We start from the raw sequence: 12,679 nt of genomic DNA, 5'->3' as shown, positions 1-12,679 counted from the left end.
GGTGCGACGCGTACGGCGGCCCCGGGCGGGGCCGTCGGCGTCATGTACCGCCTGTGCCGCCGCTGCCGAACGACCCGCTGCCGCCCTCGTTCCAGCGCGGCCGTTTCTGCGACGGGCTCGTGCGGGAGGGGATGTTGCCGTGGGCGGGCAGATCGTGCGGGGTGACCCGGTGGTCGCTCCTCGGCACCTCGGCGGGCTCCCGCTGCTCCCGGACCTCACGGACCGGCCCCTCGGCGGGCAGCCGGGGCTGCTCCTCCGGGCGCGGCGGGCGCGGTTCCCGGCGCCTGACACGGATGCCCAGGACGAAGGCGCCGACGAGCAGCGCCACGACGACCACGCCCGCGACGAGCAGTCCGGCGGCGAGTGCGCCCCTGGCTGCGGCGATGTCCATCCAAGCGGTATCCATGGCTCGCGAGTACCCCCGGCACCCCGCGTGAACCCGATCACCCCGATCGTGCCGCGCGCGTCTGCGAGCGGTTCGCCTTGCGGATCGCGTCGAGCAGCTCCCCCTTCGACATCCGGGACCGCCCGTCGATGTCCAGATCCCGGGCCAGGTCGTACAGGTGCTGCTTCGAAGCCCGCTCGTCGACGCCTTCGCCGCTGCGGCCGCCCTGCTGCCGGGGCCGGGCGGACTGCGGGTCCGAGGGTCCCTTGCGGCCGCCCTCCTTGCGCTGCCAGTGGTCGCCGACCTTCTCGTACTTGTGCTTCAGCGCGCCGTACGCCACCCGGTGCGCCCGCTCGCCCTCGCCGTAACTCTCGACAGCCGAGTCGTGCGCCTTGATCCAGGTGCGCTGGGCGTCCTTCGGTGAGCGCTCCAGGGTCGACGGCAGTTCCTCTCGTCCGGGCATCGGGGACACCTCCGTCCGTCGTCGTCCGGGCCCACCGAGTGCCCGGCACAGGGCGCGCACAACCGGCCGGAACCCGTGCGAGCACCGGGTTTGGGCCCACCCGGACCGGCTACCCGACCGGTGTGACACAGACAACCACCCAGCAAGAGCTCGTCCAGTTCCTGGAGGACCGCTTCGCCTGCGCGCAGGCCTGCACGGAGTGCGCTCGTGCCTGTGCCCTGCGCGCGAGCCTGTGGGACCCGGACGGGACGGAGGAGCAGGAACTTCTGCGGCGCAAGGGCATCATGTGCGCCGAGGTGTGCGACGCGACCTGCCGGGTGCTGGCCGAGCAGAACCAGCTGGACGAGGCCGCCCTGCGCGCCCAGCTGGACTGGACCCGGGCGGTCTGCCTGGAGTGCGCGCACGTCTTCGACCGCCACCCGGGCGCCGAGGAGGCGGCGAAGGCGTGCCGGGACTGCGCCCGCGCCTGCACGGACTTCATGGGGACGCTCGACTGAGGCTTCGCGTCAGGCCCGCGGCCGTCATTCCCTGCGTCGCCATTCCCAATTTCTGAAACACGTTCTACGGTGTGCGCCGTCAGGACCGGCCTGGGAGCCTGGAGGCGCCGTGCACCTCGAATACACGCCCGAGCAGCAGCGGCTGCGCAGCGAACTGCGCGACTACTTCGCCGAGTTGGCGCCGGACCTCGCCCACACCCGCTTCACCGACCCGGCGGCCCAGAAGCGCCACTACCGCAAGACGATCCGACGGCTCGGCACGGACGGCTGGCTGGGCGTGGGCTGGCCCGAGGAGTACGGCGGACGCGGCCTGACCGCGATGGAACAGTTCATCTTCTTCGACGAGGCCGCCCAGGCGGGCGTACCGCTGCCCCTGATGGCGCTCAACACCGTCGGCCCGACGATCATGCAGTACGGCACGGACGAGCAGAAGGCGTACTTCCTGCCGAAGATCCTCTCCGGCGAGATCGATTTCGCGATCGGCTACAGCGAGCCCGACGCCGGGACGGACCTGGCCTCGCTCCGGACGCGGGCCGTGCGGGACGGCGACGAGTACGTCGTCAACGGGCAGAAGATCTGGACGACCAACGGCGACACCGCCGACTGGGTGTGGCTGGCCACCCGCACGGACCCCGAGGCCCCGCCCCACAAGGGCATCACCATGCTGCTGGTGCCGACCACCGACCCCGGCTACTCCTGCACCCTCATCAACACCCTCGCCTCGCACGACACCACCGCCAGCTACTACGAGAACATCCGCGTCCCCGTCTCCCGCCGCGTCGGCGCCGAGAACCAGGGCTGGCGGCTGATCACCAACCAGCTCAACCACGAGCGCGTCACCCTCGCCGCCCACGGCACCATGGCCATCCGCGCCCTGCACGACGTCCAGCGCTGGGCCATGGAGACCAAGCTGGCCGACGGCCGCCGCGTGATCGACCTGCCCTGGGTGCGGCGCCGCCTCGCCCGGACCCACACCAAACTCGACGCCCTCAAGCTCCTCAACTGGCAGATGGTCAGCGCCGTCCAGGACGGCTCGCTCACCCCGCAGGACGCCTCCGCCGTCAAGGTCTACGGCTCCGAGGCGCGCCGGGACGCGTACGCCTGGCTGATGGAGGTCGTCGCCGCACCGGGAGCGCTGAAGGAGGGCTCGGCGGGGGCGGTGCTCCACGGCGAGCTGGAGCGCGGCTACCGCTCGGCCGTCATCTTCACCTTCGGCGGCGGCAACAACGAGATCCAGCGGGAGATCATCTCGTGGATCGGTCTGCGGATGCCGAGGGTGCGGCGCTGACGGCCGTCCGTCCCCGTCTGCTCAGCAGGGCCAACGCCACCAGCAGCACGCACCCCGCGGCTTCGACCACGAGGGTCGGCTTGACCAGGTCCGCTTCGAGAGTCTCCTCGAACCCGAAGAGACCGGAAGTGAGACTCACGATCAGGGCCCCGAGTGAGCCGGCCGTGAAGAGCGCTCCCAGAGCCGCGAGGAGGGGGAGGAGGCGGGTGGGTGTGATCAGCAGCGCCAACGCGAGCAACCCGGCCCCGATCGCGTTGAGCAGGAACAGCGGGCCGATCGTGTCCAGATACCGGTAGCCGTCGTACCAGAGGTCCAGGTGGATCGCGCCCATGGCCGCGGTCGCTCCCGCCGCGGCCAGCCGCAGGACGACGAGCGCGATCGTTCGCTCAGTAGCCATTGCTGTCGGTCTTTCCGGTGCCGCTCTGTGAGGCGGTGCCACCGACGGTGAGTTCGGTCTTCATGCCCATGTCCTTGTGTCCGTCGACAGGGCAGTAGACCTCGTACGTGCCGTCCTTCAGCGTGATGGTGAGGCTCGCCGACTCCCCGGGCTCCAGCGTTCGGGTCTTCTGTTCCGTTCCGGAGCCCTCGATCTCCAGGGCGTGGTCGTGGTGTCCGTCGTTCTTGGCGACGAAGGTGTAGTCACCCGCCGCCAGCGTCGACTTGGACAGCTGCATCTTGAAGTCGGTCATCTTGACGTCCACCTGGGTGGTTCCCGGCTTGCCACTCTGTTCCGGGGGTGACGACGACGAGCCCCCGCCGTTGTCGTCTCCGCCTCCGCACGCCACGAGGATGCCCGCCAGTGCTCCGGCGGCCAGCCCGGGTCCGACGGTCCTGCGCACGCACGTCCTGAGCGTCGTCGCCATGTCTCGGCCCTCCGTGAGAATCGTTCCTGTCCAGTGGTACGGACGGACCGCGCCAGGGGATTTCCGGCCGGCGGGAGCAAGCGGGAGAATGAGGCCGTGTTCCCGCGTGGAGGCGGGGGAATCCGTTCGGCGAGGTTCGCCGTATCCACTGGTATGCGGAGATCGGGCCTCCCCCTCGGGCGGCTGTCGGACGAGGCGCTGCTGGCGGGCATGGCGACCGGCGCCCCGGAGATCGCGCTTGCGTTCGTCCGCCGGTTCCAGCGCATGGTCTTCGGTATCGCCGTCGCTGTCGTCGACGATCCCCAGCTCGCCGAGGACATCGCCCAGCAGACCTTCGAACGGGCTTGGCGGCACGCGCAGGTCTACGACTCCCGGCGCGGATCGGTGAAGACCTGGCTGGCGACCATCGCGCACAACCTGGCGATCGACGCGGTCCGCGCGCGCAAGGCGACCCCGGTCTCCCCCGAGGACCTCGACGCCCTGCTCGGCATCGTGACCCGGACGCCCGAACAGTGGGCACTGGCCGACGAGGCGGCATCCCGGATCCGGGGTGCGGTGGCCGGCCTGCCGCGCCAGCAGGCACGTGCCGTGGTCATGGCCGGGATCTACGGGATGACCGCACGGCAGATCTCCGAGGTCGAAGGGATCCCGCTGGGCACGGCGAAGACACGGATCAGGGCGGCGATGGGGAAACTGCGGACGGTTCTGGGACCCGAGCGAGCCGATCATGACTGACAGGGACTGCGCGTGGCTGAGGGCCGTCGCCGACGAACTGGCGCTGGGCATCCTCCCCGGTCAGGAGCGCGCCGAGGCCGTCGCCCACCTGGACCGCTGCCCCGGCTGCCGGAAGCACGTCGAGCAGCTGACGCCCGTCGCGGACGGACTGCTCTCTCTCCTGCCGGGCAGCGAGCCGCCCGCCGGTTTCGAGACCCGGGTGATGGAAGCGCTGCGCCTGAACCGGCCGGCGCGACGGCGGCGACCACGAGCCGGCGTGGCGGTCGCGGCCGCCGCCGCGATCGCCCTCGGGTTCGGCTTCGGCGGCTGGGCCGTCGGTACGGCCATCGAGGGAGCGCCGGCTCCCTCCTCGCGGAGTTCGGAGCCCTCCGGCTCGGAGCACGAACTGCGCGCGGCTTCTCTGCGGACCCCCGACGACCGCCCGGTGGGCCGGATCTTCGCCTACACCGGATCTCCGGGTTGGGTCTACATGTCGGTCCACCTCGACCGGGACGGCTCCGGATCCGACGTCCGGGCCGGAGACGAATCCGGATCCGGCTTCCGGGCCGGAGACGACTCCGATGCCGCAGGCTCGCGCGACGGATACCCCGAGGGCGGAAAGGTCAGCTGCCGACTGGAGCGTACGGACGGCACGACCGTCCCCGTCGGGGAGTTCGCCCTCGACGATGCCGGCCGGGGCTACTGGGGAGCCCCCACGCGAGTCGACCCGGCCACGGTGTCCGGTGCCCGGCTGCTGGACGGGGACGGCTCCGTCCTGGCCACGGCCCACTTCGACGCACCGCAGAACCGGTGACGGCAGCTCCCGATCCGGCCCCTCGACCACCGATGCGCAGCATGGGATCGTGGTCGAACGGGCGTACGCGGAGGTGGGCCGCATGACCGATGCCGACCCGGGACTGTTCGGTCCCGCCTCGGTGACCTGGCAGATGCACGGCGACCCCATGATGTGGGTCGCCGGAATCCGCGCGCTCTACCTCCAGGCCCTGCACCCGCGCGCGGTACGCGGTGTCATGCAGAACTCCGACTTCCGCCAGGACGCCTGGGGCCGCCTCCTGCGCACCGCGAACTTCGTCGGCACCATCACCTACGGCACCACCGACGCCGCCGAGAAGGCCGGCGCCCGGGTGCGGAAGATCCACAGCATGCTGAGCGCCACGGACCCGGACACGGGGGAGCGGTACGGCGTCGACGAACCCGAACTGCTGCTGTGGGTGCACTGCGCCGAGATCGACTCCTATCTGCAGGTCGCCCGGCGTTCCGGGCTCCGCCTCACGGACGCGCAGGCCGACCGTTACGTCGCCGAACAGCGGGTCGCCGCCCGGCTGGTGGGCCTGGACCCCGACGCCGTACCGGCGAGCCAGCAGGAGATGACGGCGTACTTCGAGAAGGTGCGCCCCGAGCTCGCCTGCGGGCCCGGGGCCCGCGCGGTGGACGACTTCCTCCTCCGCCCGCCGACGCACCCCCTGCTCGTCCCGGCGCGCGAGGTGCTGTGGCGGCGCGTGGCGCACGTGGCATACGCCGCCCTGCCGCCGTACGCCCACGAGTTGTACGGCAGACGGGTCTCCGGGCCTGCCACTGTCACCCGTCAGTTGCGTGTCACGGGCACCCTGCTGCGCTGCATTCCCGCACGTCTGCGGTGGCAACTCCCGCCCAAACACATCCTGCGCGCCATGGCCCGGCTCGGTCCCGGCTCACGCCCGGCACCGTACAAACTCGGACGATAGCTCGCCATACTGGACGAGCCGGGGGAGGGTGGGGCGGACCGTGACGGGGGGCGATCGCGGGCGATGGGCGACAGCAGGCTGATCCAGGGCCGGTACCTGCTGCTCGATCTGATCGGGCGCGGCGGTATGGGCGAGGTGTGGCGTGCGCGCGACGAGTCGCTGGGCCGGCAGGTCGCCGTGAAGTGCCTCAAGCCGCTGGGACCCCACCACGACCAGGCCTTCACCCGCGTCCTGCGGGAGCGGTTTCGCCGCGAGGCCCGGGTGGCCGCGGCACTCCAGCACCGCGGGGTGACCGTCGTCCACGACTTCGGCGAGTCCGACGGGGTGCTGTTCCTGGTGATGGAGCTGCTGGAGGGCCGCAACCTCAGCCAGCTGCTGGAGGACAACAAGCACCACCCGCTGCCCGTCTCCGATGCCGTCGACATCGCCGACCAGGTCGCCGCCGCCCTCGCCTACACCCACCAGCAGGGCATCGTCCACCGCGACCTGAAGCCCGCGAACATCATGCGGCTCGGCGACGGCACGGTGAAGATCTGCGACTTCGGCATAGCGCGCCTCGGCCACGACATCGGCTTCACCTCCCGGCTGACCGGTACCGGCATCGCGATGGGCACCCCGCACTACATGTCGCCGGAGCAGATCGGCGGGGAGGAGGTGGACCAGCGCAGCGACCTGTACTCGCTGGGGTGCGTCCTGTACGAGATCACCACGGGGGTACCGCCGTTCGACCTCGACGACCCCTGGGCGATCCTCGTCGGCCACCGCGACACCCCGCCCCGCCCGCCGCGCAGCCACCGCGCCGAGCTGCCCGAGTACTTCGAGCGGATCATCCTCGACCTGCTGGCCAAGCGCCCCGAGGAACGCCCGTACGACGCCCGCGAGTTGGGCCGCCGGATCGGCCTGGGCCGCACCACGCCGGCCTATGTGCCGACCGTGGTGGCCCCGCGCCCCGCCCTGCGGCCCCCGGAGCCGGTGGCCCGCGGAACCCGCCTGCCGTCCTGGACCCGCGGCATGACCACCGGCCACAAGGCCACCGGCCCCGGTCCGCGCACCACACCCCCCGACGCCGCGGCCGGGCTCACCGGCGAGTGGATCCCCCGTCCGGTCACCGGCCGGCCCGCGGAGGCCGCCGTACCGGAGGAACCGCCCGCCCCGTCGACGGCGATGCTCACCGCGCTGGCCGGCCGGCACAACGCCGGGCTCAGCCTCGGCCGGCTGGGCCGCTGGGCCGAGGCGGGCGAGGTGCACCGGGCCGTCGCCGCCGAGCGCGAGCACCTCCTCGGCCCCGATCACCCCGACACCCTCGCCAGCCGCTACGAGCTCGCCTTCACCCTCAGCCGCACCGGCCGCGCCGCCGACGCGCTGCGTGAGTACAAGCACGTCGCCCGCGCCCGCAGCCTCGCCCTCGGCCCCGACCATCCCGAGACGCTCGCCGCCCGCCAGGAAATGGCGTATGTGTTCGGCCAGTTGGGCCGCCACTTCGACGCGCACCAGGTCTACACGTCCGTGCTCACCGCCCGCGAGCGCACCATGGGCGCCGACCACCCCGACACCCTGCGCTGCCGCCACAACCTCGCCTTCAACCTCAGCAGGCTCGGCCGCCTGGAGGACTCGTACCGCATGGCCGCGGAGGTCGCCGCGGCCCGCGCCCGTGTGCTGGGCCCGCAGCACCCCGACACCCTGGTCACCCGCTACGAAGTCGCCTACGCGCTCGGCCAGTTGGGCCGCTGGGCGGAGGCCCTGCAGACCTACCGCGAGGTCGCCGCGGCCCGCACCCAGGCCCTCGGGCCCGACCATCCCGACACCCTCGCCGCCCGCTACGAGGTCGGGATCAGCCTCGGCCGCCTGGGCCGCAGCGGGGAGGCGCTCCAGCTCTACCGCGAGCTCATCGACGACCGCACCCGCGTCCACGGCCCCGCCCACCCGGAGACCCTCCGCGCCCGGCACGGCCTCGGCGTCAACCTCGGCCGCCTCGGCCACTGGGAGGAGGCGCTCGCCGAGTCCCGCGACGTGTGCGCGATCCGGGAGCGCGTGCTGGGCCCCGAGCACCCGGACACCCTGGTCAGCCGGCGCGAGGTCGCCGTGAGCCTCGGCTGGCTGGGCCGCTGGCCGGACGCCCTCACCGAGTACCGCAGGGTGGCCGCCGCCCGCGAACGCGTCCTCGGCGCCGACCACCCCGACACCCTCGCCAGCCGCACCGACGAGGCCCACTGCCTCCAGCAACTCGGACGGGGCGCGGAGGCGGCCGAGCTGTACCGGAGGGTGACGGCGCTGCGGCAGCGGCGGGCGGCGGGCGGGCAGTGATCCTGGCACGCTCAAGGGCTGAGCGCCAACTGCCGCAATCTGCCCTCTTGTTGCGACTTCAGATGGAGGCTCACACTGCGTCGGGCAACGCTCCGACCGAGACGGAGGGCGCCGTGTACAACGCCGCCACGCTAGCTGTTTCACTCATCGCCCTGGCACTGTCAGGGTTCGCCACCTTCCGGCAGACGCGGCACGCGCGAACCATGAGCGACATGACCATGGTGCTCGAGGTTGCCATGCGCAACATCCGTGACAAGGAGTTCCAGAGCGACCAGCGATACGTCCTGACGGAGCTCGCCACAGACCATCCGCCGGACGGTGGAATGGACGCGCTCCCTGAACCGGCTCGATCCATGACGCGCAACGTCGCCTTCACCTACGAGTACATCTCCATCCTGTATGCGTTCGGAATCGTGGATTCACGTGTCGCCCTGGGCATCTTCCACTTTCGTGTCAACCAGGTGTGGGAAGCCCTTGAGCCGTACATCCGAGCGGAGCGAGTGGCCCGGCGAGCACCGTGCTGTCCATTCTTCGAGAGTCTCTACCTCCACGCCCGGAGCAAGCCCGCAGAGGAGACCCTGCGGTCCCTCGGGCTGCGCAGCGTGCGAGGCTTCAGCCCGGACGTCTGAGCCGACGTGTGCGCCGACGGCTACGCACCTCTGGCCGACCTAGATCATCACGTGTTACGAAGAGGCATGGCCGCACACGAGGGACACCCGGGACACCGCACCTACGACGCCGTCATCGTCGGCGGAGGCCACAACGGCCTGGTCGCCGCCGCCTACCTGGCCCGGGCCGGACGGTCCGTGCTGGTGCTGGAGCGGCTGGACCACACCGGGGGCGCCGCCGTGTCCACGCGGCCCTTCGCCGGTGTCGACGCGCGGCTGTCGCGCTACTCGTACCTGGTCAGCCTGCTGCCGAAGAAGATCGTCCGGGACCTCGGACTGGACTTCCGGGTCCGCACGCGCAACGTCTCCTCGTACACGCCCGCCGAGCGCGACGGACAGCCCACCGGCCTGCTGGTGGGCGGCGGCGAGCGGCGCACCCGGGAGGCGTTCGCCCGGCTGACGGGCGGGGAGCGCGAGTACGCGGCCTGGCAGCGCTTCTACGCCATGACCGGCGAGGTCGCTCGGCGCGTCTTCCCGACGCTCACCGAACCCCTGCCGAGCCGCGAGGAACTGCGCCGCCGGGTGGACGACGAGGAGGCCTGGCGGACCCTCTTCGAGGAGCCGATCGGCGCCGCGATCGAGGAGCGTTTCACGGATGACCTGGTGCGGGGCGTGGTCCTGACGGACGCGCTCATCGGGACCTTCGCCGACGCCCACGATCCGTCGCTGAAGCAGAACCGCTGCTTCCTGTACCACGTCATCGGCGGCGGCACCGGCAACTGGGACGTCCCCGTCGGCGGCATGGGCGCCCTCACCGACGCCCTGGCCGCGGCGGCCCGGCAGGCGGGCGCGGCCATCGCCACCGGGCACGAGGCGGTACGGATCGACACGGACGGTCGTACGGCCGAGATCACTTATCGCACCGCGGACGGCGAGGGCGTAGTCGCCGCCCGGCACGTCCTGGTGAACGCCTCCCCGCAGGAGCTGGCCGCCCTCACCGGCGACACGCCCCCGGCTCCCGCCGAGGGCGCCCAACTCAAGGTGAACATGCTGCTCAGGCGGCTGCCCCGGCTGCGCGACAGCTCCGTCGACCCCCGCGAGGCGTTCTCCGGCACCTTCCACATCGCCGAGGGCTACGACCAACTGGCCGCCGCCCACGCCCAGGCCGCCGCCGGAGAACTCCCCGCCGCGCCGCCGTCCGAGATCTACTGCCACTCGCTGACGGACCCGACGATCCTCGGACCCGACCTCGTCGCCCAGGGCTACCAGACCCTCACCCTCTTCGGCCTGCACACACCGGCCCGGCTCTTCGCGCGCGACAACGCCGCCGTACGCGAGGAACTGCTGAAGTCGACACTCGCCCAGCTGGACACCCACCTCGCCGAGCCGCTCGCCGACTGCCTGGCGACCGACGCCGACGGCCGCCCCTGCATCGAGGCGAAGACCCCGCTGGACCTGGAGCGCGACCTGCGCCTGCCCGGCGGCAACATCTTCCACCGGGAGCTCGCCTGGCCGTACGCCCAGGAGGGCACGGGCCGCTGGGGTGTGGAGACCCGGCACCCGAACGTGCTGCTGTGCGGGGCGGGCGCGGTGCGCGGCGGCGGGGTGAGCGGCGTGCCGGGGCACAACGCGGCGATGGCCGTCCTCCGGGCCCACGAGGAGTGACGTACATGCCTCCGACGAGGAGGGGTACTGGGCAAAAATGGACAATTCGCTCGAATCACCTCGACTCACGGGGAGGCTGTCATGGCCGATCTCAGTCCCACCGACCTGCAGAAGGCCCTCCGCGGCGCCGACTACCCGACCGACAAGCAGCATCTGGTGGAGCGAGCCCGCAAGAACCACGCCGACGAGAAGGTCGTCAGCCGGCTCGACGGCATGAAGCGTGACCGCTTCGACGGACCGAACGACGTCCAGAAGGCCGTCTTCAACGAGTAGCCGAGCAGTCGCGAGGAGTGCCTCAGTCGGCCGACGGAGTCCACCCGTTCGCCTCGATGCGCGCCCGGTCCGCCGGGCGCGCGTCGTCGAACAGGACACCGTCGGCCGTCTCGACGCGCAGCCCGTCGACATAGGCGCCGCGTCCCACGTACAGCCGGTCCGTCGCATACCGCCAGCGCAGCGCGAGCTGCCGCGCGGCGGGCAGTTCGGCCGTGAGCCGGTGCCAGACGCGCCCCGACCACCCGGTGACCGTGCCGGTCGGATGGTCTTGGGGCCGGTCGCCGTGGCGGGTGGTGGTGAAGGCCAGCGGCTGCCATGTGGTCCCGCCGTCACTGCTCGTCTCCAGGGCGAGGAGGTCCGACTGCGGTTCGGTGTCCCACCACAGGGCGCAGCGCAGGCATGCGGGGTCCGAGGACGTGTCGAGTGCGGGGAGTGCCAGGGTGGCGGTGGTGGCGTTCGCCATTCCGGAGAACCATGCCGTACGACCGTGCCGCGGGCGGATCGGTACCGCGCGGGCCAGGTTGTCGGCGGCGGCGACCCGGGGTGCGGAACCGGAGCGCCAAGTGCGCACCGGGTGGACGGAGTTGCCGAGGACGACGAGGAAGGAGTCGGTCGTCGGGTCGAGGACCAGCGAGGTGCCGGTGAAGCCGGTGTGCCCCGCGGTGCGCGGGGTGGCCATGGCGCCCATGTACCAGTGCTGGTAGAGCTCGAAGCCGAGGCCGTGCTCGTCGCCCGGGAAGGCGGTGTTGAAGTCGGTGAACATCAGCTCCACCGACTCCGGCTCCAGAATGCGGGACTTGCCGTAGGCACCGCCGTTCAGCAGCGTCCGGCCGAGGACCGCGAGGTCCCATGCGTTCGAGAACACGCCGGCGTGCCCCGCGACCCCGCCCAGGCTGAAGGCGTTCTCGTCGTGCACCTCGCCCCATACGAGCCCCCGGTCCAGGCCGGACCAGGGTGTGCGGGCGTCCTCTGTGGCGGCGATCTTCGGTTTCCAGGCGGCGGGCGGGTTGTAGCGGGTGCGGTGCATGCCGAGCGGGGCGGTGATCTCGTCCCGGAGCAGGGCGTCGAGCGTGCGGCCGGTGATCTTCTCCAGGACCAGCTGGAGGGAGATCAGGTTCAGGTCCGAGTAGAGGTACTTGGTGCCCGGCGGGTTCAGCGGCGGCTCGTTCCAGATGAGCTGGAGCTTGTCCTCGTACGTCGGCGCGTTGTACAGCGGGATCCAGGCGCGGAACCCCGAGGTGTGCGTGAGGAGCTGACGGATCGTGATGTCCTGCTTGCCCGCACGGCCGAAGTCCGGGAGGTAGGAGGCGACCGTCGCCTCCAGCCCGAGCGCCCCCCGTTCGATCTGCTGCACGGCCAGGATCGAGGTGAACAGCTTGGACACCGATGCCAGATCGAAGACGGTGTCCTCGGCCATCGCGATCTGCCGGTCGGGCGGGAACTCGACGCCGGTGTCGGTCTTCTCGTCGTACGCCCGGTAGCGCACCGCCGCCCCGATGGGCCGGTGCAGGGCCACGGTGCCGCCGCGTCCGGCGAGCAGGACGGCGCCCGCGTACCAGGGGTGCTTGGGGGAGGGGCCGAGGAACGCCTCGGCATCGGTGACGAGTCGGCGGAGGTGCGCGGGGAGGAGGCCGGCACGCTCGGGGGAACCGTGGCGGAGAGTGGGGTGAGCGGACGTGGGGGCTGCTGCGGCCGGGGCGGCGGGTAAGGACGCGAGGACCAGGGCGCCGCTCACAGCCCAGGTGCCCAGCTGGCGGCGGGTAGGTCTGGGGGCCACTTCATCGGTCATCGTGAAACCTTGCTGTCGGGTGCCGGTCGTGTCAATGAGGTGGGTGCGGTCCACGAGGCGAACAGAAAACTGATGGGCCATCAGG

Annotated in this window: 14 protein-coding genes; 9 read left to right on the top strand and 5 right to left on the bottom strand. The window is 71.7% G+C overall.

All coding sequences use genetic code 11. From position 1 onward, the window contains the following. Nucleotides 1-40 precede the first annotated feature (40 nt). Nucleotides 41-406, bottom strand: a complete 366-nt coding sequence (locus tag ACIBU0_RS32335) for a DUF6479 family protein (RefSeq protein WP_398825515.1) — start codon at nt 404-406, stop codon at nt 41-43. A gap of 37 nt (nt 407-443) precedes the next feature. Then, nucleotides 444-848 (bottom strand): ChaB family protein, encoded by a 405-nt coding sequence (locus tag ACIBU0_RS32330; protein WP_398825513.1) that lies wholly within the window; start codon nt 846-848, stop codon nt 444-446. A gap of 122 nt (nt 849-970) precedes the next feature. On the opposite strand from ACIBU0_RS32330, the gene ACIBU0_RS32325 reads away from it, so the two are divergent. Together ACIBU0_RS32325 and ACIBU0_RS32320 are read left to right on the top strand one after the other, a co-directional pair. Continuing rightward, nucleotides 971-1,345: a ferredoxin gene (locus ACIBU0_RS32325; protein ID WP_398825511.1), complete on the top strand. Its 375-nt coding sequence runs from the start codon at nt 971-973 to the stop codon at nt 1,343-1,345. Between the two features lie 109 nt (nt 1,346-1,454). Beyond that, nucleotides 1,455-2,633: an acyl-CoA dehydrogenase family protein gene (locus ACIBU0_RS32320; RefSeq protein WP_398825509.1), complete on the top strand. Its 1,179-nt coding sequence runs from the start codon at nt 1,455-1,457 to the stop codon at nt 2,631-2,633. On the opposite strand, the gene ACIBU0_RS32315 is transcribed toward ACIBU0_RS32320, so the two are convergent. Then, nucleotides 2,590-3,030: a hypothetical protein gene (locus ACIBU0_RS32315; RefSeq protein WP_398825507.1), complete on the bottom strand. Its 441-nt coding sequence runs from the start codon at nt 3,028-3,030 to the stop codon at nt 2,590-2,592. The two genes, ACIBU0_RS32320 and ACIBU0_RS32315, sit on opposite strands and share 44 nt — an antisense overlap. Beyond that, complete coding sequence (locus ACIBU0_RS32310; protein WP_398825505.1) at nt 3,020-3,496, bottom strand: cupredoxin domain-containing protein; 477 nt, start codon at nt 3,494-3,496, stop codon at nt 3,020-3,022. Before ACIBU0_RS32310 ends, ACIBU0_RS32315 begins: the two co-directional genes overlap by 11 nt. Nucleotides 3,497-3,649: 153 nt before the next feature. Between ACIBU0_RS32310 and ACIBU0_RS32305 the strand changes: the two genes are divergently transcribed. The 7 genes from ACIBU0_RS32305 to ACIBU0_RS32275 all read left to right on the top strand — a co-directional run bounded on the left by ACIBU0_RS32305 (nt 3,650) and on the right by ACIBU0_RS32275 (nt 10,805). Beyond that, complete coding sequence (locus ACIBU0_RS32305) at nt 3,650-4,231, top strand: RNA polymerase sigma factor (protein ID WP_398825504.1); 582 nt, start codon at nt 3,650-3,652, stop codon at nt 4,229-4,231. Next, a complete protein-coding gene (locus ACIBU0_RS32300; RefSeq protein ID WP_398825502.1) occupies nt 4,224-5,024 on the top strand; it encodes a hypothetical protein in 801 nt (266 codons plus the stop codon). The genes ACIBU0_RS32305 and ACIBU0_RS32300 overlap by 8 nt, the downstream gene beginning before the upstream one ends. An 82-nt stretch (nt 5,025-5,106) precedes the next feature. Then, nucleotides 5,107-5,955: an oxygenase MpaB family protein gene (locus ACIBU0_RS32295; RefSeq protein WP_398825500.1), complete on the top strand. Its 849-nt coding sequence runs from the start codon at nt 5,107-5,109 to the stop codon at nt 5,953-5,955. A gap of 63 nt (nt 5,956-6,018) precedes the next feature. Next, nucleotides 6,019-8,259 (top strand): tetratricopeptide repeat protein, encoded by a 2,241-nt coding sequence (locus ACIBU0_RS32290; RefSeq protein ID WP_398825498.1) that lies wholly within the window; start codon nt 6,019-6,021, stop codon nt 8,257-8,259. A 113-nt stretch (nt 8,260-8,372) separates the two neighbouring features. Further along, entirely contained in the window at nt 8,373-8,888 is a 516-nt protein-coding gene (locus ACIBU0_RS32285) for a hypothetical protein (RefSeq protein WP_398825496.1), read from the top strand. Nucleotides 8,889-8,954: 66 nt separating this feature from the next. Next, nucleotides 8,955-10,532, top strand: coding sequence for a phytoene desaturase family protein (locus ACIBU0_RS32280; RefSeq protein ID WP_398825494.1), 1,578 nt, complete (start codon nt 8,955-8,957; stop codon nt 10,530-10,532). An 81-nt stretch (nt 10,533-10,613) separates the two neighbouring features. Beyond that, nucleotides 10,614-10,805, top strand: a complete 192-nt coding sequence (locus tag ACIBU0_RS32275; protein ID WP_398825493.1) for a DUF2795 domain-containing protein — start codon at nt 10,614-10,616, stop codon at nt 10,803-10,805. Between the two features lie 22 nt (nt 10,806-10,827). On the opposite strand, the gene ACIBU0_RS32270 is transcribed toward ACIBU0_RS32275, so the two are convergent. Beyond that, on the bottom strand, nt 10,828-12,594 hold the full coding sequence (locus ACIBU0_RS32270; protein WP_398825491.1) for a serine hydrolase: 1,767 nt from the start codon (nt 12,592-12,594) through the stop codon (nt 10,828-10,830). Between the last annotated feature and the right edge of the window lie 85 nt (nt 12,595-12,679).

Origin of the sequence: Streptomyces sp. NPDC049627, from assembly GCF_044465645.1 — a bacterium.
Lineage (GTDB): Bacteria > Actinomycetota > Actinomycetes > Streptomycetales > Streptomycetaceae > Streptomyces.
Note: the sequence above shows the minus strand (reverse complement) of the source record. Positions and strands in the feature narration are given on the sequence as shown.